The organism is Pseudomonas sp. ML96 (assembly GCF_000761545.1).
Taxonomy (GTDB): domain Bacteria; phylum Pseudomonadota; class Gammaproteobacteria; order Pseudomonadales; family Pseudomonadaceae; genus Aquipseudomonas.
In genome coordinates this window covers 115,278-135,138 of sequence record NZ_JPMY01000012.1, presented here as the reverse complement: position 1 = coordinate 135,138, position 19,861 = coordinate 115,278, and the positions used below count along the sequence as shown (strand labels likewise).

Genomic DNA, 19,861 nt, shown 5'->3' with positions numbered 1-19,861 from the left:
CAGGTCGTTTCGGTCAAGTCTTGCGCCGTTCGGCGATGATTTCCGGCAGGTCGCAGCGGTGCAGGTAGACGCGCAGCGGCTCGGTGATGTTCAGGCGGTCGTCGATGCGCTGCTCCAGCAGCAACCCCAGGCGTTCGCGGCTGAGGGTCATCAGCGCGCCCTTGAGCGGCTGCCAGACGAATTCGGCGCAGGGCTGGATGGTCTCCTCGGGCACGTCCAGGCCGAAGGAGTCCTCGCTGAAGCGCACGATGTGCAGGCCGTTCTTGCTGTTGAGTCCGACCAGGCCCTGCAGGGCGTCGGCGGCGGAGCAGATGGTGGACGAAGTGATGCTCATGCAAACCTCCTGTCTGGATAGCGGGCCTGCACAGCCGGCCCAAGGTGTCGCCGGCCATCCTAGGCGATGGCTGGCACGGGCCGTGTTGCTCTGGATCAACGTCGGCTCAGGGCCGCCGATGCTCGGTATTGAGGTGATAGAAGGTCGCGCGGCCGCCCTCGGCGCTGCTGCCGTAGTTGTCCTGGGCGTAGGCGCCGGCCTTGAAGTAGAGCGGCTGGCGGCTCCAGCTGGAGGCGACCTGGCGGTAGAAGGCGCCGTTGTCGTCGTCGCTGTACACGGTGATGCCCAGGCGGCCGCTGGCGGTCAGGCGCAGGCGGTAGGCGAAGCGCTCGTTCAGCGTGACGTCGTCGACCAGGGCGATGTTCTGCACCTTGGCATCGTCCGGATGCTTGCGCACCAGAGCCTCGATGCGCCCGCTGTTGAGCTCGGGGCGGTAGTGGTACTGCAGCTTGACCAGCGGCTCGCCGACGTCTCCGGGGCGGTTGATGCTGTGGATCTGGCCGATCACCAGCTTGTTCTTGCTCGGCACCTGATTGACCGTCAGCACCGCGCTGAGCAGGTTGTCGGCATCGCCGTGGTACCAGTTGCGCAGCTCGCCGTTGGGCCAGGTCTCGCGCAGCTCGCTGCGCGGGTAGCTCGAGTTGGCCGTGTGCGAGCCGTTGACCGGCACCCAGAAGCGCACGCTGCGGTCGTTTTGCGGGCGGAAGTACTGGCTGCTATAGCCCTTGTTCAGGCGCTGGGTGGTGATCAGCGTGGCGGATTCGGTGGTGGGGATGGTCAGGTTCCAGGTGGTCAGGTCGAGCATCGGGTCCTCCTTGCGGCAAACGAAGCGGTCGGGGTTCCGACCCGTCTGTCTCGGGAAGTTCAGCGCTGCGCTCGGTTATGGACGAATGGGTACTGGCGCCTGGCCAGACCATGTTCTGCGACGGGCAGAAACGAAGCACCCGGCATGAGCCGGGTGCGGGAGGGGTCAACGGGTGTTGTTAACTGGAGGGAGCGTGGCTACCCAGCAGGGTGGAACCGGACTTCTTGGTGCGCTTGGCCAGGCGTTTTTCCTGGGCGCTCTTCAGAGGCTTCTTCTTCGCCTCCTTGTGTCTATCCAGACCTTTGCTCATGGCGAAATCCTCGGTAATGGGAGACTCAGTGCGAACGGATAGGGTCGACGGTCATCTCCACCTCCCAGGCTGAGCCAGCCTGCATGCTGTGATGCTTTGAGCATAGCCGCGAACGGCGTCGGCGGCTCAGGCAGGCGTCGGGTGGCGCAGGGCAGGTAGCACGTGCAGCTGCAGCAGCGGCGCCAGGTCGGCGCTGGCAGCGGCATCCAGCGGGTGCCAGCGCAGCTCTTCCAGCTCGGCGGCGGGGCTGACGGGGTGGGGCAGGCGGGCGCGATAGACCTGGGCGTCGATCTCGGTATCGGCCTCGTTGGCGGCCGGCGCGCGGAAGCGGCCGAGCGGGGTGAGTGCGGCCTCGTCGAGGCTCAGCTGCAGTTCTTCCTGCAGTTCGCGGCGCAGGGCGGCGAGGGGCGTTTCTTCTGCCTCGATCTTGCCACCGGGGAGCATGAAGGCGCGGGTGGCGCGCTTGCGCACCAGCAGCAGGCGGCCGGCGTCGTCGATCAGGCAGACGGCGGCGATGCGCAGTAGTTTCATTGGTCGTTCAGGCGTTGCAGTTCGCGGCGCACCATGGCCGCGTATTCGGGCGGGGAGAGGCGGTACAGCTCGGCGGCCACCCAGTCCAGCCAGCGCGCGCCGAGGCTGGCGCGCTCATCCAGCAGGCGCCGGGCTTCGGCCTCGGCGCGTGCGGCATGTTGCTGGTGGAACTGGCTGCGGCTCACGCGCGGCGATTAGCCAGCGAGGCCGACGTAGACGTTCTGCACGTCGTCGTGGTTGTCGAGGGCTTCGAGGAAGGCTTCGACTTCTTCCATCTGCGCGTCGCTCAGGCCGCTCACCGGGTTCTTCGGGATGTAGCCGATCTTCGCCGAGTTGACGGTGAAACCCTGCTCCGGCAGAGCCTTGCACACGGCGTCGAGGTCGGTCATCTCGGTGATGAACAGGGTGTCGCCTTCTTCAGCCGGCTCGAAGTCTTGGGCACCGGCTTCGATGGCGGCCAGCTCAGGGTCGGCGCCGCTGTCGGTGGAGGCTTCGATCATGCCGACGTGGCTGAAGTCCCAGGTCACCGAACCGGAAGCGCCCATCTGGCCCTTGCGGAACAGCACGCGGATTTCCGCTACGGTGCGGTTCAGGTTGTCGGTCAGGCACTCGACGATCACCGGCACCTGGTGCGGGGCGAAGCCTTCGTAGGTGGTGCGTTCGAAGTTGACTGTCTCGCCCAGCAGGCCGGCGCCTTTCTTGATTGCGCGCTCCAGGGTGTCCTTGGGCATCGAGGCTTTCTTGGCCGCGTGGACGGCGACGCGCAGTTTGGCGTTGGTATCCGGATCGGCGCCGTTACGGGCGGCGACCATGATCTCCTTGACCAGGCGACCGAAAATTTTGCCCCTGGCGTTGGCTGCGGCTTCTTTAGGTTTGGCTTTCCACTGTGCGCCCATGACGGAGTTCTCGCGGGTTACGTCTGACGGAGCCCCGCATGGCGGGGCGAACTGAGGGAGGTGATTCTAACGACTTAGCTTTCAGACGGCGATGGTCAGCGTCGGCAGGTAGAGCGCGACCAATAGCAGCATCAGGGCCAGCCAGGTGCAGGTGGTGGCCAGGCTCAGCGCCGTCGCGGCCCAGCGCCGGCGGATGAACAACCAGGCGCAGAGCGCGATGAGGTACAGGAACAGCAGGCCGCGTAGCGAGTTCCACACGCCCTGCGGGTGCTCGACCGCCCAGCGGCTGAGCCAGGGAATGTCATCGCCGAAGCTGTCGAACAGCGGACGGAAGCCCGGTAGAACGAGCCAGCCACCATAGGCCAGGCCGGCGGCGGCAAGGAGGAAAAGGATGGCGAGGACGATACGGAGTTTCGAGCGGGGTGGGGCTGCGACGCGGTCCATGCGGGGCTTCCTGAATAAGTCAGCTGCGCAGTGTCCCCACCCCGTGCGGAAAAGCAAGCCTCAGGGGCGCGGCCCGCTCGGTTTGACGAACAGCAGGGTCATGCGGTCCGGCTCGCCGACTTCCTGGTAGCTGGCCTTCTCCTGGCCGGGCTGTTGCGCCGGGCGATCGCGGTCGTCACGCGGGTTGCTGTGCATCTGCTCCAGGGTGGCGAGCACGAAGCCGGCGTCCTTGGCCTTCTGCACCACATGGTCGGTGGGCAGGTAGCCGGTCTGCTCGGCGGCCTCGGGCTTGGCGCCGCTTTCCGCGCGGTAGGCCACCACGCCGAATTTGCCGCCAGGCTTGAGCACCTGGTAGGCGGCCTCGTACATGGCGATCTCGTTGCCGGTGCTGGCCCAGTCCTGGGCATCGTCGAAGCTCAATACCAGGTCGACCGACTGCTTCTCGCCCAGCACCGGGGTCTTGCTGTCGAAGTCGATGATCTTCACCCGGTCATAGGGTTGGCCACCCTTGGCCAGCTTGTCGCGCAGCGGTGCGTCGCCGCCGCTGGCCAGGGCCACGCGGTACTCGCCCTTGTCGCGCAGCAGGGGTGCGAGTAGCTCGCTGTACCAGCCGTCGCCTGGGCTGATCTCGATCACCGTCTGGCTGGCGGAGAGATCGAAGAAGCGCAGGGTCTCCTGCGGCCGCCGGCCAGGGTCGCGCAGGCGATTCTCGGCCGAGCGCCAGTCGCCGGCGAACACGGCGTGGTAACGGTCATCGGTGATCTGCCCGGCGCTGTCGAGGGGTTCGGCAGCATGGGCGCTCGCGGCAATCAGCAGAGCGAGCAGGAGGGGGGAACGGGCTGGCATGGGAGCATCCTCCGCGGCGGCTTCATAAGTTGAAGACCGCCGGCGGTGGCAGAACGCTCCCACAATTTGCCCGGCCTGGCAGAAGGCCGGGCGGCAGGGATCAGTCCTTGCGCTCGGTGACTTCCACCAGGTGGTAGCCGAACTGGGTCTTCACCGGGCCCTGAACCACGCCGACCGGGGCGCTGAACACCACCTGGTCGAACTCGCGGACCATCTGGCCAGGGCCGAAGGAGCCGAGGTTGCCGCCGTCACGGCTGGACGGGCAGGTGGAGTTTTCCTTGGCGACCTGGGCGAAATCGGCGCCACCTTCGATGGCGGCTTTCAGTTCGTTGCACTTGGCTTCGCTGGCAACCAGGATGTGGCGGGCGGATGCGCGGGGCATGGTGGTATCTCCTTGAGTAAAGGCGCTCATTCTAGGTCCGTTGGCGCTGCGAGGCGACCGCGGCGAAGCCAGTTTCTGCGGCGAAACTGGCTCATCTGCCGCGCCGCTCAGGCCATGCACGGCCCGCTGTCCGGTTCCTCGTCGTCGGTCTGGGCCAGGTCGTACATCGGGTCGAAGCCCTTGTAATCGCTGGCGGCGACCCGTTCCAGGTGCGGGACGCTGCCGCTGTGCGGCTTCTGCGGCACGGCGTCGAGCAGCGGGGCGATGGCCTTCAGCACTTCCTCGCCGGGCACCGTCTCGCGCTCGAGCAGGGCGCGGGTGATGCGCTCCAGCGCCGGGCGCAGGTGGCGCAGCAGCTCGATGCACTGCAGGTTCAGCTCATGCAGCAGTTGGTCCGCCGCCTCCAGCGCCTCGCGCGGGTCGCTGTCCAGATGCGCCTCGCGCACCGCCTGCAGGCTGAGCAGCGAGCCCTTCGGCCCCATGCCCAGCGAGCCGACCATCGACAGCGCCAGCTTGCTAGCCTCGTGCAGGTCCTGGCCGGCACCGGAGGAGACCTCGCGGAAATGCAGCTGCTCGGCCACCCGGCCGCCCAGCAGCATCTGGATGCGCGCGCGCAGCTCGGATTCCAGGTGCAGGCGCTTGTCCTCGGTAGGGGTGACCAGGGTCACGCCCAGCGCCTGGCCGCGCGGCAGGATGGTGACCTTCTCCACCCGGCCGCAGCCCAGTGCCGCGGCGACCAGCGCATGCCCGGCCTCGTGTACGGCGATGCGTGTGCGTTCGGCCTCCGAGAGCGGGCTGACACCGGCCGGCTGCTCGCCGATGCGGCAGGTTTCCAGGGCGTCGACGAAATGATGCATGGCCACTTCGGCGCTGGCGTCGCGGGCGGCGAGCAGGGCGGCCTGGTTGACGATGCTGGCGATGGCCGCCGGGGTCAGGCCGACGCTGTTGCGCGCCAGCTGGGCGAAGTCGAGGTCGGCGCCGGCGCGCACCTTGCCGGCGTACAGGCGCAGCAGCTCCTCGCGCTCGGCTAGGCTCGGCAGGCCGACGACGATGCTGCGGTCGAAGCGCCCCTCGCGCAGCAGCGCCGGGTCCAGCGAGTTGGGGAAGTTGGTGGCGCCGAGCACCAGCACGCCGCTGTCGGCAGCGAAGCCGTCCATCTCGGTGAGGAACTGGTTGATGATGCGGTTGCTCTCCGCGTCGCTGGCGCGGCTCTGCTCGGCGCGCCGGCCGATGCCGTCGATCTCGTCGATGAAGATGATGCACGGCGCATGCTGGCGCGCGGTGCGGAACAGCGCCTTGACCTTGTGGATGCCGACGCCGAAGTACATCGAGGAGAAGTCGCTGCCGGTGACCTGGATGAAGTGCGCGTTGCATTCACCGGCCAGAGCTCGGGCCAGCTGGGTCTTGCCGGTGCCGGGCTCGCCGGTGAGCAGCACGCCACGTGGCGGCCGCGCGCCGAGGGTGGCGAAGGCGGCCGGGTCACGCAGGTAGCGGGTCACGTCGCGCAGGGCCTGCTTGGCCTCGGCGGCGCCGACCACATCGGCGAAGCTGACGCCGGTCTTGTGCTTGAGTCGGGTCTGCGGGCGCAGCTTCCAGGCGGCCAGGCCGATGCCGAGCAAGATCAGCAACAGCAGCGGCCATTGCGCCAGCGCATCGCGGTACCAGGGCGCCTCGCCGTCGGTGTCGAACAGGCCGACCGGGAACAGCGCGGCGCCATTGCCGTAGTCGCGCAGGATCATCTCGCCGACGCGCCCGGACTGGTCGGCCAGCCAGTAGCGGCGGCCATCCAGGGTGCTGACGTAGACCGCCTCGTCGCTCAGCGCGGCGCTGGCGATGCGTGCGCCACGCATGTCGCCGACCAGGGTCGAGAGGTCGGCGCGCTGTGCGGTCCAGGGGCTGGCGTCATGTTGTAGCTCGGCCAGCATGCGGCTGGCGACATCGCCGGCCGGCGCGGGCTGCGGGCGTTGTGCCCACCAGTAGCCTGCGGCGCCGAGCAGCAGGACGAGAAGCAAGGAAGCGACACCCAGCGGGCGCCGATGGCGAACGAGGAAAGGCTTGGTCATGGTGGTCCCGGAATTCGTCAAACAGCGCCCACGCAAAGGGGCGAATCCAGGCGGCATCGAGTCTCCGCTCGCGAGGGGCCGCTGACAGCAATCAGCGATTCGGCACGCGAGCGGATTATCGGCACCAGGGCCGTTCGATTCAGGGGAGGAGGGACGAACGGGGCTACCGCTGGTCGACCTAGCGCAGCGGCAACCCAGCTGCCATGCGGGTTACGCAGTGGTTAGCGGGGTAGTAGCGGGCCTGGTTCGGGCACCGGGGCGGGCAGGGGCGCGACCTCTTCGAGGTTCTCCAGCACCTCTTCCGGCAGCTCCTGCTCGGTGTCGTCGTTGTCGCTGTTCGGAGTTTCGTCGTCGGCCATGCTCGGGCCTCTCGAATGGCTACCTCGAATTAGGGTGCGGATTCGTTCTCCGGGTTCCCCGTGGCGTTCAGCCTCAGCCATTCCTCGCGGGTTATTTCCCACAGCTCGGAGGGCAGGCGCCCGCTGACGTAGTCCTTCTCGACTACCCCCAATAAACGCATGCCGCCGCGTTCGGAGATACGGCTGGAGGCGATGTTGGGCACTGCCTTGGGCGCGCGCAGCACAGGGCGTTGCAGCACCTCGAACCAGTAGGCGGTGGCCGCCGCGCAGGCTTCCTGCATCAGGCCCTGGCGCTGGTGGCGTGGGTCGAGCCAGAAGCCGCGGTTGTTGTCCGGCTCGTTGCTGAGGCTGATCACGCCGATCAGCACTTGCGGCTGCGCCGTCAGGCGGATGCTCCAGTGCCACTCGCGGCCCTCGCGCATGGCCGGCAGCGACACGTCGCGCATGAAGCTCAGCGCGCCGTCGGCAGGGTAGGGCCAAGGCACGCGGTCGGCCAGGTAGCGGACGATCTCCCACTGCGGGAACAGCGCCTGGATGGCCGGCGCGTCGTCCAGCTGCAGCGGGCGTAGGGTCAGGCGCGCGGTGGTGAGAGTGGGAAGGCTGGGCATCCTGCGGTTCCGTTGGTCTGTCCGTGTCGCTGCATGCTGCCAGCAGGGGCGTGGGTTATGCCAGCGTTGTGGTCGTTTTGACCATGGAGTGTCGATATGACTCTGCGTGGTGCCTGTGTCATTTCGACTCCGTGTTTATAAGATCATGATTTACATGATTATTTTTCTTGGCACGAGTTCTGATACAGGAATGGCAAAGGGGCCTTTCGCCCCGACTCTCAAGGGAGATGCCGCCATGATCGAGTACCTGAGCCGCCCGCAGAATGTCCTGAAAGTATCCACTCAACTGCTGATCGTCGGCATGCTCCTGCTGCTGGCGGGTATCGTCGCCGGCTACGGCATGGAGGGCATGCTGAGCATCCCCGCCCTGGTCGTTGCCCACTCGGGCGTGGTGGTCGGTCCGACCCTGCTGAAGATCGGCTACGTGATGCGCCTGATCGCCCAGCACTACCTGCGTAAACAGGAAGGCGAGGCCAGCTGTGCAACTGCTTGATCGCAATGCGGCCCTGAGTGTGGCGCCGCTCTGGCGCCTGGGCTTTCGCCCGTTCTTCCTTGGCGGGGCGCTGTTCGCTCTGCTCGCGGTCGCGCTGTGGGGCGCGGCCCTGGCCGGCCACGCCAGCCTGCAGCCGCTTGGCGGCCTGCTGGCCTGGCACCGCCACGAGATGCTGTTCGGCTTTGGCCTGGCGATCATCGCCGGCTTCCTGCTCACCGCGGTGCAGACCTGGACCGGCCTGCCCAGCCTCTCCGGGCGGCCTCTGGTCGCACTGTTCGGCCTGTGGCTGGTGGGGCGCCTTGCTTGGTTCCTGCCGCTGCCAATACCTGCTCTGGTCGTGATCGAGATGGCCTTCGCCCTGGCCCTGTTGCTGGCCTTCGGCCGCCTGGTAGTCAAAGCGCGGCAGAAGAACAACGCGCCGATCGTCGTGGTGCTGGCGCTGATTGGTGCCTGCCAGGGGCTGACCCTGTATGGCCTGGCCCTCGGTGATGATGACCTGCAACGCCGTGGCGCCCTGGCCGCACTGTGGCTGGTGGCGGCGCTGATGGGCATCATCGGCGGGCGGGTGATTCCGTTCTTCACCCAGCGCGGCCTGGGTTTACCGAGCCAGGCATCGCCGAAGCCCTGGCTGATGTGGAGCCTGCTCGGCTGCTCGTTGAGCATCGCTGCGCTGACCGCCGCCGGCCTCAACCTGCAGGCCACGCCTGTGCTGGCGCCGCTGTTCCTGCTGGTGAGTGGCCTGCATGGCTGGCGCCTGCGCCTGTGGTACCACCCTGGTATCTGGCGCGTGCCGCTGCTCTGGTCGCTGCACCTGGCTTACGCCTGGATGGCCGTGGCGGCGCTGGGCATGGCCCTGTGGCACCTGGGCGTGCTGCGCCAGCCGAGCCTGGCCAGCCATGCCCTGGCGGTCGGCGCCATGGGCGGTTTGATCCTGGCCATGCTGGCGCGCGTCAGTCTCGGTCATACCGGGCGGCCGCTGACCCCGCCGCGCGCGGTGGGCTGGGCCTTCGCCCTGTTGCACGGCGCCACGCTGTGCCGCGTGTTGCTGGCCGGGGTTAGCGTCTACGGCCTGTGGCTGGCGGCGGCCGGCTGGTGCCTGGCCTTCGCCATCTTCCTGCGCCATTACGCGGCGATGTACTGGAGCGCCCGGGTCGACGGCCACCCGGGCTGAGGCGGCAAGCCCTTGCCACGCTCGGCAAGGGCGTTCCTGTTACGGAGGCGCTGAATCAGGTCGAAACCCAGCAAGCATGAGGCTTCTGGCGATATGGCCCGCATTCTGCAGACGAAGGGCAACGGACTTCTGCAGGGACCCGCCATGACCACCATCAACAGCTCCTCGCCACTGGCCAGCTACCTCGCCAGTGCCAGCAAGACCACCGCCACCTCCGCCGGCACCCAGGAAAAGGCCAGCGAAGGCTCCAGCGACCCAATCGCCGAACTGCGCCGCATGGCCAACCTGATGGTGGCGCGCAGCGAGGGCGGCCTGCTGCGCGCGCTCAATGGCGGCGGCAGCCTGCAGTCCACGGCCAGCACCGCCACGACTGGCAGCCAGACCAGCACCGGCAGCAGCGGCAAGATCCAGTTGCCTGATGTCGCCGACATGGAGCGCGACGATGCGGCCAAGCTGCTGGAACAGGTCAACAAGCTGATCGACGCCGGCCTCGGCGACAGCACCAGCTTCGTCGGCGCCAAGGACGGTCAGCAGACCAACTCGCTGACCACCTACCGCGACTGGTTGCAGGAAAAGGGCGGCATCAGCATCTACGTCTGAGAACCCATAAGGCTCTCCTGACTGTCGGCCATACGGCGTTAAAGGCGGCTTCGGCAAGCCGCTTGCGGCTAACGCACTTCAGTGCGGCCCCGCAGGGGCGAGCGAAGCGAGTCATGCTCATTTACCAACTGTAAACTGCGCTTCCTCAGCCGCTTTTGTGGGGCCGCCTAGGCCTTGTCTGGCTCTAATTCAGAAGACCCTTAACGGGTTCGAATCGCCTGCAGCGTATAGCTCAGCGGCACGCGCTCGCGGCCGCTGCGCAGGCGCCATTCCTCGTCGTCTCCCAGCACCATCTGCCCTGGCAGCGCCTCCCAGGGGATGCAGTCGTGTTCCTCCAGGCCGCTGATCTCCAGGCCATGGTGCAGCAGGGCGCTGACGATCTCGCCGAGCCCGTGGTTCCACTCATGGGTAACGCTGGCCGTCAGCGTCCGTTCGGTCTGCACATAGGTGCTGTCGTCGTCCCATACCGTCGGCTCCGCGTGCTCGAAATAGGGATGGCGGAGCACCAGTTCGTTGCTGCGCTCCTCGTCCAGGGCGAACAGCAGCGGATGCCCCTCGCGCAGGAACAGCCGTCCGCCCGGCTTGAGCAGGGCGGCGACATTGCGCGCCCAGTCGTCGATGCGCGGCAACCAGTTGAGCGCACCGATGCTGGTGTAGACCAGGTCGAAGCTGGCCGGCGGCAACGCCGTGGCGGCGTCATACACCGAGGCCTCGACATACTCGATGGCGGCGCCGCAGCGCTGTGCCAGGCGGCTTGCCTGGGCCAGCGAGGCAGGGGAGAAGTCCAGGCCGCTCATCTGCGCGCCGAGGCGTGCCAGCGACAGGGTGTCGGTGCCGATATGGCATTGCAGGTGCACGGCGCGCAGCCCGGCGATATTGCCCAGGCGCGGCAGATCGAAGCGCACCACGCCAGAGAGGTGGGCCGGATCGCTGGCGAAGATTTCTGCCTGGTAATCCGGCGAGGCGGCGTGCAGGTCGGCACGCTCATCCCAGTTGGCGCGGTTGATAGTGAAGGACTTGTCCATGGCAGCACTCCATTGCTTGGGAACGCGACGGTAGTCTGCTGGTCTTCACCCGGCAAGCCCGGCATTTCCTGCCGCCGCCAGACGCGGCATGATGGGGCCATAAGAAACTGGGGGATTCCAATGCATTCGATGTCGTCCGTACTGCGCTTCACTCTTCTGGCGCTCGGCCTGTCGACCACGGCCGTGCAGGCCGCCGACGAGGCTCAGCTGATCGAATCGATCAACGTCTATCGCAGCCAGGTGCAGCGCTGTGCGGACCAGGCCTCGCCCGAGTTGCCGCCGCTGACCGCCGATATTCGCCTGGTGCTGCCGGCCACCGGCAGCGCCGATCTGGCGGATGCCCTGGCGCGCGCCGGCTACCCCATGGTCAACGTGCAGGCCATCACCCTGTCCGGGCCGCGCGATGCGGCCTCGGCCATGCAGGCGCTGCAGGAGAGTTTCTGCCGCGTGGTGCTCGACCCGCAGTTCGTCGATGTCGGTGTGAGCCGCGCAGACCGCGATTGGCGCATCGTGCTGGCGCGCCCACTGCTCGGTGGACGCCTGGGTGACTGGCAGGCGGAAGGACAGAAGCTGCTGGCGGAGATCAACGTGGCCCGTGGCCAGGCGCGCCAATGTGGCGAGCAGTCGTTCGCCGTCGCCGCGCCGCTGGCCTGGAATGCCACTTTGGGTGGCGTGGCCGAGGGCCACAGCCGCAGCATGGCCAACAACAACTACTTCGATCATCGTGACCGCGACGGCCGCACCCCCGGCGACCGCGCCGAACTGGCCGGCTACGCGGGCCAGCAGATCGGCGAGAACATCGCCGCCGGCCTGGATAACGCACAGAAAGTGGTTGCCGGCTGGCTGGCCAGCCCCGGCCACTGTGCCAACCTGATGAACCCGCAGTTCAGCGAAGTGGGCGCCGCCTACGCGGTGGACCCGAAGAGCGACGCCGGCATCTACTGGACGGCGCTGTTCGGCGCGCCCTGAGCGGCTTTGCACTTCTCGCGCAACTGGGTAAGGGAAATGTCTTCCAGTTGAAGAACACGGTCGCCACTGAATTGAATTAGGTGAGTGATTTTGGCCGGTGAGCCAAGGAAGAAGACAATGGCGCCATCGCCATAGCTGGTCTGATTCCTGAGAAAAGGTTTTTCGAATTCATCACCCACGGCATAGGTGATTGATGCATCCGGGGCCTTTTTCAGGAACTCCTGGATGATGGGGCGTAGCGTGCCGTCGCTGGCTATATCGTTGCGAATCAGTGCAATGGCACTGGCCTTTTCAATCTTCTGCTGCAGCGGCAACTCATAAAAATCAATAGCTGGAGATGGGCTGTGCTTTGCTCCAGGCGGCGTACTTGCCTGGGTGCGGGTCTCGCTATGTTCGGCCAGGGTTGCGTTGGCGGATTGTGCGATCTGAGTCACTCGGCCAGCGTAGAAATGCGGGAAGAGGAAGGGGAGAAGGGTCATTAGCAACTGCGCGGCCAGAGCGAGGCCTACGACCCATACTGCGATAGTCAGGCGACGAATAGGCTTGGCGAGAGGATGGGGCTGCAGTTCCTGCGACATGAGAGCGTCCTTGCTGGTAGGTGGCGGCAAGGCTATCGCAAGGCGGTACGGGGCGTGAAGCGGAGCAGCGCCCTGAATGGGCGCTGCTCATACTGACTCAAGCGGTCTTGAACACCTCGGTCAGGTGCTGCTCGTAGCGCTCCACGTCGCGCTCGATGTTCGGCACCTTCATCACGTCGGTGCAGAGGAAGGTCGGCAGGCCGCTCATGCCGAGGAACTGGTTGGCCTTGTGGAAGGGGAAGTACACCGCGTCCACGCCTTTGGCCTCGAAGAAGTCGGTGGGGTCGTCGAAGGCCTGCTGCGGGGCGTTCCAGGTCAGCGAAAGCATGTACTGCTTGCCTTGGATCAGGCCGCCGCTGCCGTATTTCTGCGAGGCGTCGGAGCGGGTGCGGCCGTCGTTGGCGTAGAGGTTGCCGTGGCCGGCGGTGAACACCTCGTCCAGGTACTTCTTCACGGTCCAGGGTGCGCCCATCCACCAGCCCGGCATCTGGTAGATCACCACGTCGGCCCAGAGGAATTTCTGCACTTCTTCCTCGATGTCGTAGCCGCCGTCGATGAAGGTGGTCTTGATGTCGAAACCGGCGCGGTCGAGGAAGGCCACGGCGGCGTCATGCAGGGTGGCGTTGTAGCGGCCGTCGGAATGGGCGAACTGTTTGCCGCCGTTGAGGAGCAGAATCTTTTTCATGGAAGCCTCCGGGCATATCGAATGGCCGGCAGGTTACGCAGGCAAGCCCGGCCGAAACAGCCGCTGGCGAGCAAATGATTGTTGCTGACAAGTCATGAATGCCGGGGGCGCTATTGCGCTAGGGTGTGCCCATCACTCATCCCGGAGCACACCATGTACGGCTTTATCCTTCACGCCTATACCAAGCCCGAGCAGGCCGAGGCCTTCGAGCAGCTGTTCCGCGCTTATGTCGAGCCCAGCCGCGCCGAGGCCGGCTGCGTGCAGTACCACATGCTGCGCGATGCCCAGGACCCGAGCCTGTTCATCTTCTTCGAGGTCTGGGCGTCGCGGGAGGCTTTTGCCGAGCACACGGCCCTGCCGCACATGCGCGAGTTCAGCGAGCGGCGCATGGACTACCTGAGTCGCGACTTCGAGATCCGCGAGATCGAGATGCTCAGCGCCTGAGGGCTCAGAACTTCTCTGGCTTGTCCCTGGCTACCTGTTTGGCGGCGAGCCCCATCAGGCGCTGGAACTTGGCGCAGGCCAGGTGATTCTCGGCGGGGCACACCGCGGCGTGGCGCAGGCCGTCGCGAATGGCGGAGAGGCGCTTGATGGTCTGGTCCAGCTGGTCGGCCTTGTGCTCCAGCTGTGCGCGGTCGATGGCCGGGCCGCCCTCGGCGGCCAGCATCTCGCCGATGGCGTCGAGGGAGAAGCCGGCGGTACGGCCCAGGGCGATCAGCGCCAGGCGTTGTAGCACCGACTCGTCGAACACGCGGCGCAGGCCGTTGCGGCCGATGGAGCGGATCAGGCCCTTTTCCTCGTAGTAGCGCAGGGTCGAGGCCGGCAGGCCGGAGTCACGGGCGACCCGGCCGATATCCATTTCTCTCATCGCATCACCTCGAATCCGTTCTCCGTGAGGCGCCGGTGTTGGGCCGTCAGTGGCTGTAGCCGGTCGGCTTGTTGCGGATGGTCTTCAGCAGGTCTTCCGGGCTGATGCTGGCGACCATCTTGCTGTGGGCCGCGCTACCCGGTTGCGGCTGGTGGAGGATATGGCCCTTCATCTTGCCGATGATGTGCATCTCGCACGGCTTGCAGTCGAACTTCAGGGTCAGCACTTCGTCGCCGTGGATCAGCTGCATCGGCTGTACCTTGGTGCGCACGCCGGTGACGCCCTTGGCCTGCTTGGGGCACAGGTTGAAGGAGAAGCGCAGGCAGTGCTTGGTGATCATCACCGGCACTTCGCCTTCTTCCTCGTGGGCCTCGTAGGCCGCGTCGATCAGCTGCACGCCGTGGCGATGGTAGAAGTCGCGGGCCTTCTGGTTGTAGACGTTGTAGAGGAACGACAGGTGCGACTCCGGGTACACCGGCGGCGGAGTGGTCTCGGCCTTGCGGCTGCCACGCGGGTGAGCGGCGATGCGCGCTTCGGTCAGCTTCTCGACGGCCTCGCGACGTAGCGCCTTGAGCTGCGAGTTGGGCACGAAGAAGGCCTGCGGGGCATCCAGGGCTACGTCGAGGGCGTGGTATTCGGTGGTGCCGAGCTGGGTCAGCAGGTCGCGCAGGCCATCGAGCGCCTGTTCCGGCTTGTTGGCCACGCCGAACGGGCCGGGCAGGGCGGCCTCCACGGCGATGCCTTCTTCGCTGGTGGCGGTCAGCTTGAGCTGTTCTTCGCGCAGTTCGGCCTTCCAGTTCACGCCGATACGGCGCTCGGCGCTGGTCTTGAGTAGCGCCTGCTGCCAGTTGTGATCCAGGTTGCGCGACAGCGGGTGGTTGGGGCGCAGGCGGAACAGGCCCTCGGGCATCTCGTTGGGTTCGACGCGGTAGCGGTAGCGCTTCTCGCCGTCTTCCTCGAACTCGTTTTTCAGCTCGGCGATGTTGGCGCGGAAGCCCACCACCTCGCGCTTGACCAGCACGTTGAGGCCGTCGCCGTTGGACAGCGGCTCATGGGTGACGGCGATCAGGTCGCGCTTGTTGACTTTCTCCACGTTGCCCACGGCCAGGCCGGTGAAGGTCGGCGAGTCGAACGCGCCGATGTCGACTTTGCGGTCGGTGACGAAGTAGTCGGTGCTGCCGCGGTGGAAGGTCTTGTCCGGATCGGGCAGGAAGAAGTGCGCGGTGCGGCCGCTGGAGGCGCGGGCCAGGTCCGGGCGATCTTCGAGGATGGCGTCGAGTTCCTTGCGGTAGTGGGCGGTGATGTTCTTCACGTAGCCCATGTCCTTGTAGCGCCCCTCGATCTTGAACGAGCGCACGCCGGCTTCGACCAGCGCGCGCAGGTTGGCGCTCTGGTTGTTGTCCTTCATCGACAGCAGGTGCTTCTCGAAGGCCACCACGCGGCCCTGGTCGTCCTTCAGGGTGTACGGTAGGCGGCAGGCCTGCGAGCAGTCGCCACGGTTGGCGCTGCGCCCGGTCTGCGCGTGGGAGATGTTGCACTGGCCGGAGAAGGCCACGCACAGCGCGCCGTGGATGAAGAACTCGATGGAGGCGTCGGTGGCATCGGCGATGCTGCGGATTTCCTGCAGGTTCAGCTCGCGCGCCAGTACCAGCTGGGAGAAACCGGCCTGGTCGAGGAACTTGGCCCGGTCCAGGGTGCGGATATCGGTCTGGGTACTGGCATGCAGCTCGATGGGCGGAATATCCAGCTCCATCACCCCCATGTCCTGCACGATCAGCGCATCGACGCCGGCGTCGTAAAGCTGGTGGATCAGCGTGCGGACCTGCTCCAGCTCGTCGTCGTGGAAGATGGTGTTGAGGGTGGTGAACACCCGCGCGTGGTAGCGGTGGGCGAACTTCACCAGCTCGGCGATATCGCTCACCTCGTTGCAGGCGTTGTGCCGCGCACCGAAGCTCGGCCCGCCGATATAGATGGCATCGGCTCCATGCAGGATGGCCTCCCGCGCGATGGCTACATCACGGGCAGGGCTGAGCAGTTCCAGATGGTTCTTGGGCAGGGACATGGTGTTTCTTCTTTATCAGGCGGTGCACGGTAAGGCGCGCATTGTAGCGGGGGCTGGGGAGGGTGGCACCCTGAGGTGCCTAGCGGTCGAGCGATAGGTGGGGCGAGCCTAGGCCGAACGGCGCTTGAGCAGTGTCTGTAGCCTGTTCAACCAGGGGGCGTAGCCGTGTTTGCCGAGCCAGTAGAGGAGGCCGGTTGGGATTACGACAAGAAGTAGCACCAGATTGCCGGTGAATACATTCCATAGGGTAGTGATGCTCAGCGAGTAGTCAGTTTTGATGTCAACCCAGAGCAGAAATATGGGGGGATATAGCAGGAAGATGAACAGGCAGGCGAGGACATATAGGACTGAGAGTATTAGCAGCGACTCAGTGAGCCGGTTGCGGTGAAGGAAGTTGATCGCGGCAGGTAGTGATAGTGCGGCTAACCACCATTCGATACCTCTACCAAAGATCATTGGCTGATGCATAAACATTACTCCGGCGGTAGCTGCCGTCAGAGTGCCGAGAGCGGCAGCCTCCCAGTCATGCTTCCACCATGTAATCACGCTGCAGCAGGCGATGAGGACTGCACTTGCGTAGAGAAACGGCTGCCACTCGAATACCAATATGCTAGGCGTAGAGCCTAGGAACAGCACGTGTGAAATCATCAGGTAAGGAAAAGCCAACCAGAGAATGACGAGCTTGAAAAGCAGGACCAGGGCGATCTTTACAAGCTGTTGGCGCGATGGCATCGGACGTCCTTGTCGATGGGGGTGGCCTGGATTTTCGATGAAATTCGACGCCCCAGACAACTCGTAAAGAAGACCTTTACTGCGGGGCGTGAACTCAGCGTAGTTGGGTATAGAGGTGCAGAGCGCCTGTCACTCTTCGGGCAGTTCCAGGCCGTAGCGCTTGCCCAGGGCGATCACATACTCGGTGTCTTGCGAGCACAGGTCATAGCCGGCCATGTAGGCCTGCATGGCGGCGTCGCCTTCGATGGCCTTGCCGTGGCTGTAGACGACTTCGTCATAGGCAGGGAGCCGATAGTGGGCGAGGAACTCGTTGATCATCTTCAGCCGCTGGCTGTCGCCCTCGTCGTAGCCGTGATCCCAGAACAGCCGGTCGATGCAGGAGATCGCCCCGCGGTAGTGCGCCTGGGTTTCGTCCGCTGCGGCGGCGTGGCTGAGGGTGGCCAGGCTGAGGCTGATAGCCAGCGTGGCAAGACGTCGGGTCATGAGGAGTCCTTTCTTCGGATGGGGAACTGCAGGCAGCTTACCTCGGCCCGCCCGTTCGCTGCGGGCGGAGCTCGCAAACCTGGGCAATCAGGGAATGTCGCCGCAGAACAGATCCTGGCCGCCATCGGAGGAGGGAGCGCGTAGTACCAGAGCGTGCGGCGTGGCCTGCAGGGTACTCAGTGGCACCTTGGCGCTGCGCGACAGGTGCCAGCCGTCGAGCGGGCCCTTGTGCGAGGTGCGCACCGTGTTGTTCAACTCATAGGCGGGCTTGGCGTCCAACTGGCCGCAGTGACCGGAGTAAATGAACGCATATAGGCGCACCGGTAGGGTCATTCCCATGGGTACGCCGCTGACGAAGGCGGTCACGTCGGTCTGCGCCTCGCGCGGCACCAGGGTCGCCTGGGCGATCTGCCCGGCGTTGCGCGGGCTGGCCTGCAGGCGCATCTGTACATGCTCGTCACGGCTGCTGCCGGCGCAGCCTGCGAGGGTGAGCAGCAGGGCAGAGAGAATCAGTGTGCGCATGTGCGGGGTTCCTGTCGGCGATTGCCGAGGAGTCTAGCTGGCGGTGAGCCTGACAAATCTAAGCGGAACGATCGGGGCGCTCGTGGATTCTACTAAGTGACGGCGGCCGCCACGTGCAGTCGCAGCTCCGTAGCCGCGCGCCTGCGCGAGGAGGTGAGTCATGAGTTCCCTGACCATCGAGGGCTGGTGCAAGCCCGATAACGCCCAGCGCTCCACACCGCTGGGTGGATTCCATTTCTACATTGGTGGCGACAACCACCTGCGCCTGGAGGAGGCCGAGGCGAGCCTGCAGGCGCGCCACGAGCAGGAGATGATGATCGACGCCGATCTCGCCGACCTGCAGTTGGTGCCGCCGGATGACTGTGGCCCGCTGAGCGATTGCCGCTTCCGCGTTTATCTGAGCGCCCAGGAAGGGCGTGGCCAGTTCCACCTAGTTGGCCACCGCGCCAGCGACGGTAGCCTGGTGTACACCAATGCGGTGCTGATCGATCAACTGAGCTAGGGGCAGGCTGCGTTTCGCCTATAGCGCGCAGGGATGCGCGATTGTGCAGGTAAGCACCGGCCTGCTGCGTCACCCGTGGTGCTGATTGGGCGACTGTGGGAGAGGTGGGCTGGCGCCCACCTCTGGTATGGCTCGCTTAGCGCGCCAGCTCGGTTTCCAGCACGGCCTTGCGGCCTTCGGTTTCGGAAACCTGCTCAAGGTTGGCGCCACCGACGAACACGCCGAGCTTGATGTACTGGCGCACGTAGTGGTTTTTGCCGGCTTCGGCATTGAGTGTGAGGGTGTTGTCGCTGAACTCCGACTCGGTTGCCAGTACGTGTTGGCCCGGAGTGACGGTGCGGTAGAAGTAGGTGTTGATCGCGGTTTCGCCAATGACCTCACCATCGACGGTGACGGTCTTCTTCAGCGCCGGGCCGAGTGAGGAGTCGCGGAAGATATACAGACCAGCCTGGTCCTGCGGCGGGGTTGGGAAGGCCTTGAGCGCCTGATCCTTCTCGGAGGATTCCATCGGTACGGATGCACAACCCGACAGCAGTGCTATACCGAGCGCCGCTGCACCCATCATTTTCTTAGACATGAATTACTCGTTCCTGAGTGTTGGTAAGACCTGGCACGCTATCAATGTGCCAGCGTGCGACACCTTACCGGCGGGTGCCCGGAATGCAAGCGACGCTTGCCGCCGTTAGTCCGTTGCTGGGAGCTGTCTCAGGGCAGGCGAACATGCATGAACAGATTGAGGCCGATGGGCTCCTGGCGAATGGTGATCTCGTTGTGGGCCATGCCGGCCTGCGCGGCGAGCTCAATTAGTTGGCTGGCGGTTCGATGGATGAGTATCCAGCCGCCGAATTCCATATAGGCGCGCGATTGGTTCGGTTCCGTAAAGTTGCCGATTATCAGCTCGCCGCCCGGTTTCACGGCGCGCGCCAGTCTTTTCAGAAGAACGCGGAAGTGACGGTCTTCGAGATAGTCGAATAGTCCAGCGGACCAGACGATGTCATAGTGTTTGGCGCGGAAGGTGTAGTGAAAGGCATTGCCTTGCCAGAGATTGACCTGTTGAGCAGTGACTAGCTTGCGGGCGAAGGCGATGGCTTTTTCATCGAGGTCGATGCAGTCGAACGAAAGGCGGCTCTGTGGGTTTGCTTGAAGGAATTCGTAGATATCTCGACAGGAGCCGCAGGCCACATCCAGCACTCGGGCATCCGGATTGACTGACTGCAGGTGCTGCATGGCGTCCTTGAAGTAAGTCTTGCGGTTGCACACGGCCTTGCATGCCACCTGCCAGTGGAAGAACTGGTCCCACCGATACAGCTCCGGATCCGGGGACGCGTGCCGGATATAGATGCGCTCGATGATGTCGAAGTCGCCTGCATAGCCGTAGGGCTTGCGAGCCGAGAAGCCCTGCAGGGTTTCCATGGAAAAGACCCGGCCGAAGGAGTCCCACAGCTGCGTCAGCTCGGCCTTGGTCAGGCTGCTTACACTGCTGCTTGCCCGATGAAACCAGTCATTCAGATCGTCGTACTGATGTGGCTCTGGTCCGCCATCGGCGACCAGCGACTGCAGGTAGTCCAAGAACTCTTTCATAGCCGTTCCCTC

The 19,861-nt window shown here is 65.2% G+C and carries 28 protein-coding genes; 6 read left to right on the top strand and 22 right to left on the bottom strand.

The window, feature by feature from the left end; all coding sequences use genetic code 11:
- Nucleotides 1–13 precede the first annotated feature (13 nt).
- The 12 genes from IP89_RS10245 to IP89_RS10195 all read right to left on the bottom strand — a co-directional run bounded on the left by IP89_RS10245 (nt 14) and on the right by IP89_RS10195 (nt 7,578).
- A complete protein-coding gene (locus IP89_RS10245; RefSeq protein ID WP_043309387.1) occupies nt 14–334 on the bottom strand; it encodes a DUF2025 family protein in 321 nt (106 codons plus the stop codon).
- A 106-nt stretch (nt 335–440) separates the two neighbouring features.
- A complete protein-coding gene (locus tag IP89_RS10240) occupies nt 441–1,139 on the bottom strand; it encodes a polysaccharide lyase family 7 protein (RefSeq protein ID WP_043309386.1) in 699 nt (232 codons plus the stop codon).
- A 178-nt stretch (nt 1,140–1,317) separates the two neighbouring features.
- Nucleotides 1,318–1,449: a hypothetical protein gene (locus IP89_RS23715; protein WP_256203129.1), complete on the bottom strand. Its 132-nt coding sequence runs from the start codon at nt 1,447–1,449 to the stop codon at nt 1,318–1,320.
- Nucleotides 1,450–1,575: 126 nt separating this feature from the next.
- Nucleotides 1,576–1,980, bottom strand: coding sequence for an NUDIX domain-containing protein (locus IP89_RS10235; protein ID WP_043309385.1), 405 nt, complete (start codon nt 1,978–1,980; stop codon nt 1,576–1,578).
- The gene (locus IP89_RS10230) at nt 1,977–2,165 is read right to left on the bottom strand and encodes a hypothetical protein (RefSeq protein ID WP_043309384.1); all 189 of its coding nucleotides are present in this window, start codon (nt 2,163–2,165) and stop codon (nt 1,977–1,979) included. Before IP89_RS10230 ends, IP89_RS10235 begins: the two co-directional genes overlap by 4 nt.
- Before the next feature lie 9 nt (nt 2,166–2,174).
- Entirely contained in the window at nt 2,175–2,876 is a 702-nt protein-coding gene (locus IP89_RS10225; protein ID WP_043309383.1) for a YebC/PmpR family DNA-binding transcriptional regulator, read from the bottom strand.
- Between the two features lie 81 nt (nt 2,877–2,957).
- Nucleotides 2,958–3,320: a hypothetical protein gene (locus tag IP89_RS10220; RefSeq protein ID WP_043309382.1), complete on the bottom strand. Its 363-nt coding sequence runs from the start codon at nt 3,318–3,320 to the stop codon at nt 2,958–2,960.
- Between the two features lie 60 nt (nt 3,321–3,380).
- The gene (locus IP89_RS10215; RefSeq protein WP_043309381.1) at nt 3,381–4,166 is read right to left on the bottom strand and encodes a class I SAM-dependent methyltransferase; all 786 of its coding nucleotides are present in this window, start codon (nt 4,164–4,166) and stop codon (nt 3,381–3,383) included.
- Nucleotides 4,167–4,266: 100 nt separating this feature from the next.
- Nucleotides 4,267–4,548, bottom strand: coding sequence for a peptidylprolyl isomerase (locus IP89_RS10210; RefSeq protein ID WP_043309380.1), 282 nt, complete (start codon nt 4,546–4,548; stop codon nt 4,267–4,269).
- Nucleotides 4,549–4,655: 107 nt separating this feature from the next.
- A complete protein-coding gene (locus tag IP89_RS10205; protein ID WP_043309379.1) occupies nt 4,656–6,611 on the bottom strand; it encodes an AAA family ATPase in 1,956 nt (651 codons plus the stop codon).
- 221 nt (nt 6,612–6,832) lie between these two features.
- Nucleotides 6,833–6,970 carry a hypothetical protein gene (locus IP89_RS23520; RefSeq protein WP_177326863.1) on the bottom strand — a complete coding sequence of 46 codons (138 nt, stop codon included), beginning with the start codon at nt 6,968–6,970 and terminating at the stop codon, nt 6,833–6,835.
- Nucleotides 6,971–6,999: 29 nt separating this feature from the next.
- Nucleotides 7,000–7,578 (bottom strand): GNAT family N-acetyltransferase, encoded by a 579-nt coding sequence (locus IP89_RS10195; protein ID WP_052081027.1) that lies wholly within the window; start codon nt 7,576–7,578, stop codon nt 7,000–7,002.
- 235 nt (nt 7,579–7,813) lie between these two features.
- On the opposite strand from IP89_RS10195, the gene IP89_RS10190 reads away from it, so the two are divergent.
- From IP89_RS10190 to IP89_RS10180, 3 genes are all read left to right on the top strand, one after another.
- Complete coding sequence (locus tag IP89_RS10190; RefSeq protein WP_043309377.1) at nt 7,814–8,071, top strand: hypothetical protein; 258 nt, start codon at nt 7,814–7,816, stop codon at nt 8,069–8,071.
- Nucleotides 8,058–9,242, top strand: coding sequence for an NnrS family protein (locus IP89_RS10185; RefSeq protein WP_043309376.1), 1,185 nt, complete (start codon nt 8,058–8,060; stop codon nt 9,240–9,242). Before IP89_RS10190 ends, IP89_RS10185 begins: the two co-directional genes overlap by 14 nt.
- Before the next feature lie 144 nt (nt 9,243–9,386).
- Nucleotides 9,387–9,842: a hypothetical protein gene (locus IP89_RS10180; protein ID WP_043309483.1), complete on the top strand. Its 456-nt coding sequence runs from the start codon at nt 9,387–9,389 to the stop codon at nt 9,840–9,842.
- Nucleotides 9,843–10,042: 200 nt separating this feature from the next.
- Here the strand turns inward: IP89_RS10180 and IP89_RS10175 are convergent, their stop codons facing one another.
- Complete coding sequence (locus IP89_RS10175; RefSeq protein ID WP_043309375.1) at nt 10,043–10,867, bottom strand: bifunctional 2-polyprenyl-6-hydroxyphenol methylase/3-demethylubiquinol 3-O-methyltransferase UbiG; 825 nt, start codon at nt 10,865–10,867, stop codon at nt 10,043–10,045.
- Nucleotides 10,868–10,987: 120 nt separating this feature from the next.
- On the opposite strand from IP89_RS10175, the gene IP89_RS10170 reads away from it, so the two are divergent.
- Nucleotides 10,988–11,836, top strand: coding sequence for a CAP domain-containing protein (locus IP89_RS10170; RefSeq protein WP_043309374.1), 849 nt, complete (start codon nt 10,988–10,990; stop codon nt 11,834–11,836).
- On the opposite strand, the gene IP89_RS10165 is transcribed toward IP89_RS10170, so the two are convergent.
- Both IP89_RS10165 and IP89_RS10160 read right to left on the bottom strand, forming a co-directional pair.
- Nucleotides 11,806–12,414, bottom strand: a complete 609-nt coding sequence (locus tag IP89_RS10165; protein WP_043309373.1) for a hypothetical protein — start codon at nt 12,412–12,414, stop codon at nt 11,806–11,808. The genes IP89_RS10170 and IP89_RS10165 overlap by 31 nt on opposite strands.
- A 97-nt stretch (nt 12,415–12,511) precedes the next feature.
- Entirely contained in the window at nt 12,512–13,099 is a 588-nt protein-coding gene (locus IP89_RS10160; RefSeq protein WP_043309372.1) for an NAD(P)H-dependent oxidoreductase, read from the bottom strand.
- Nucleotides 13,100–13,252: 153 nt separating this feature from the next.
- Between IP89_RS10160 and IP89_RS10155 the strand changes: the two genes are divergently transcribed.
- Complete coding sequence (locus IP89_RS10155) at nt 13,253–13,543, top strand: putative quinol monooxygenase (protein WP_043309371.1); 291 nt, start codon at nt 13,253–13,255, stop codon at nt 13,541–13,543.
- 4 nt (nt 13,544–13,547) lie between these two features.
- Here IP89_RS10155 and IP89_RS10150 read toward each other — a convergent pair whose 3' ends face one another.
- The 5 genes from IP89_RS10150 to IP89_RS10130 form a co-directional block, all read right to left on the bottom strand.
- Nucleotides 13,548–13,967: a helix-turn-helix domain-containing protein gene (locus tag IP89_RS10150; RefSeq protein ID WP_043309370.1), complete on the bottom strand. Its 420-nt coding sequence runs from the start codon at nt 13,965–13,967 to the stop codon at nt 13,548–13,550.
- A gap of 46 nt (nt 13,968–14,013) precedes the next feature.
- Entirely contained in the window at nt 14,014–16,029 is a 2,016-nt protein-coding gene (locus IP89_RS10145; protein ID WP_043309369.1) for a U32 family peptidase, read from the bottom strand.
- Nucleotides 16,030–16,137: 108 nt separating this feature from the next.
- Entirely contained in the window at nt 16,138–16,761 is a 624-nt protein-coding gene (locus IP89_RS10140; RefSeq protein ID WP_043309367.1) for a hypothetical protein, read from the bottom strand.
- Nucleotides 16,762–16,890: 129 nt separating this feature from the next.
- Entirely contained in the window at nt 16,891–17,244 is a 354-nt protein-coding gene (locus tag IP89_RS10135; protein ID WP_043309365.1) for a hypothetical protein, read from the bottom strand.
- Nucleotides 17,245–17,331: 87 nt separating this feature from the next.
- Nucleotides 17,332–17,766 (bottom strand): hypothetical protein, encoded by a 435-nt coding sequence (locus tag IP89_RS10130; protein ID WP_043309364.1) that lies wholly within the window; start codon nt 17,764–17,766, stop codon nt 17,332–17,334.
- 160 nt (nt 17,767–17,926) lie between these two features.
- On the opposite strand from IP89_RS10130, the gene IP89_RS10125 reads away from it, so the two are divergent.
- Nucleotides 17,927–18,268 (top strand): hypothetical protein, encoded by a 342-nt coding sequence (locus tag IP89_RS10125; protein ID WP_043309363.1) that lies wholly within the window; start codon nt 17,927–17,929, stop codon nt 18,266–18,268.
- A 136-nt stretch (nt 18,269–18,404) separates the two neighbouring features.
- Here the strand turns inward: IP89_RS10125 and IP89_RS10120 are convergent, their stop codons facing one another.
- Nucleotides 18,405–18,845 carry a DUF2846 domain-containing protein gene (locus IP89_RS10120; RefSeq protein WP_043309362.1) on the bottom strand — a complete coding sequence of 147 codons (441 nt, stop codon included), beginning with the start codon at nt 18,843–18,845 and terminating at the stop codon, nt 18,405–18,407.
- A 128-nt stretch (nt 18,846–18,973) separates the two neighbouring features.
- Entirely contained in the window at nt 18,974–19,849 is an 876-nt protein-coding gene (locus IP89_RS10115; RefSeq protein WP_043309361.1) for a class I SAM-dependent methyltransferase, read from the bottom strand.
- Nucleotides 19,850–19,861 lie beyond the last annotated feature (12 nt).

Excerpts from the sequence above, each read along its gene's own strand:
- IP89_RS10140 (WP_043309367.1), bottom strand. The coding sequence starts at position 16,761 with ATGCCATCGCGCCAACAGCTTGTAAAGATCGCCCTGGTCCTGCTTTTC.
- IP89_RS10215 (WP_043309381.1), bottom strand. The coding sequence starts at position 4,166 with ATGCCAGCCCGTTCCCCCCTCCTGCTCGCTCTGCTGATTGCCGCGAGC.
- IP89_RS10150 (WP_043309370.1), bottom strand. The coding sequence starts at position 13,967 with ATGAGAGAAATGGATATCGGCCGGGTCGCCCGTGACTCCGGCCTGCCG.
- IP89_RS10205 (WP_043309379.1), bottom strand. The coding sequence starts at position 6,611 with ATGACCAAGCCTTTCCTCGTTCGCCATCGGCGCCCGCTGGGTGTCGCT.
- IP89_RS10160 (WP_043309372.1), bottom strand. The coding sequence starts at position 13,099 with ATGAAAAAGATTCTGCTCCTCAACGGCGGCAAACAGTTCGCCCATTCC.
- IP89_RS10240 (WP_043309386.1), bottom strand. The coding sequence starts at position 1,139 with ATGCTCGACCTGACCACCTGGAACCTGACCATCCCCACCACCGAATCC.
- IP89_RS10165 (WP_043309373.1), bottom strand. The coding sequence starts at position 12,414 with ATGTCGCAGGAACTGCAGCCCCATCCTCTCGCCAAGCCTATTCGTCGC.
- IP89_RS23715 (WP_256203129.1), bottom strand. The coding sequence starts at position 1,449 with ATGAGCAAAGGTCTGGATAGACACAAGGAGGCGAAGAAGAAGCCTCTG.
- IP89_RS10220 (WP_043309382.1), bottom strand. The coding sequence starts at position 3,320 with ATGGACCGCGTCGCAGCCCCACCCCGCTCGAAACTCCGTATCGTCCTC.
- IP89_RS10190 (WP_043309377.1), top strand. The coding sequence starts at position 7,814 with ATGATCGAGTACCTGAGCCGCCCGCAGAATGTCCTGAAAGTATCCACT.
- IP89_RS10175 (WP_043309375.1), bottom strand. The coding sequence starts at position 10,867 with ATGGACAAGTCCTTCACTATCAACCGCGCCAACTGGGATGAGCGTGCC.
- IP89_RS10170 (WP_043309374.1), top strand. The coding sequence starts at position 10,988 with ATGCATTCGATGTCGTCCGTACTGCGCTTCACTCTTCTGGCGCTCGGC.
- IP89_RS10145 (WP_043309369.1), bottom strand. The coding sequence starts at position 16,029 with ATGTCCCTGCCCAAGAACCATCTGGAACTGCTCAGCCCTGCCCGTGAT.
- IP89_RS10155 (WP_043309371.1), top strand. The coding sequence starts at position 13,253 with ATGTACGGCTTTATCCTTCACGCCTATACCAAGCCCGAGCAGGCCGAG.
- IP89_RS10135 (WP_043309365.1), bottom strand. The coding sequence starts at position 17,244 with ATGACCCGACGTCTTGCCACGCTGGCTATCAGCCTCAGCCTGGCCACC.
- IP89_RS10235 (WP_043309385.1), bottom strand. The coding sequence starts at position 1,980 with ATGAAACTACTGCGCATCGCCGCCGTCTGCCTGATCGACGACGCCGGC.
- IP89_RS10130 (WP_043309364.1), bottom strand. The coding sequence starts at position 17,766 with ATGCGCACACTGATTCTCTCTGCCCTGCTGCTCACCCTCGCAGGCTGC.
- IP89_RS10225 (WP_043309383.1), bottom strand. The coding sequence starts at position 2,876 with ATGGGCGCACAGTGGAAAGCCAAACCTAAAGAAGCCGCAGCCAACGCC.
- IP89_RS23520 (WP_177326863.1), bottom strand. The coding sequence starts at position 6,970 with ATGGCCGACGACGAAACTCCGAACAGCGACAACGACGACACCGAGCAG.
- IP89_RS10115 (WP_043309361.1), bottom strand. The coding sequence starts at position 19,849 with ATGAAAGAGTTCTTGGACTACCTGCAGTCGCTGGTCGCCGATGGCGGA.
- IP89_RS10125 (WP_043309363.1), top strand. The coding sequence starts at position 17,927 with ATGAGTTCCCTGACCATCGAGGGCTGGTGCAAGCCCGATAACGCCCAG.
- IP89_RS10195 (WP_052081027.1), bottom strand. The coding sequence starts at position 7,578 with ATGCCCAGCCTTCCCACTCTCACCACCGCGCGCCTGACCCTACGCCCG.
- IP89_RS10180 (WP_043309483.1), top strand. The coding sequence starts at position 9,387 with ATGACCACCATCAACAGCTCCTCGCCACTGGCCAGCTACCTCGCCAGT.
- IP89_RS10120 (WP_043309362.1), bottom strand. The coding sequence starts at position 18,845 with ATGTCTAAGAAAATGATGGGTGCAGCGGCGCTCGGTATAGCACTGCTG.
- IP89_RS10210 (WP_043309380.1), bottom strand. The coding sequence starts at position 4,548 with ATGCCCCGCGCATCCGCCCGCCACATCCTGGTTGCCAGCGAAGCCAAG.
- IP89_RS10245 (WP_043309387.1), bottom strand. The coding sequence starts at position 334 with ATGAGCATCACTTCGTCCACCATCTGCTCCGCCGCCGACGCCCTGCAG.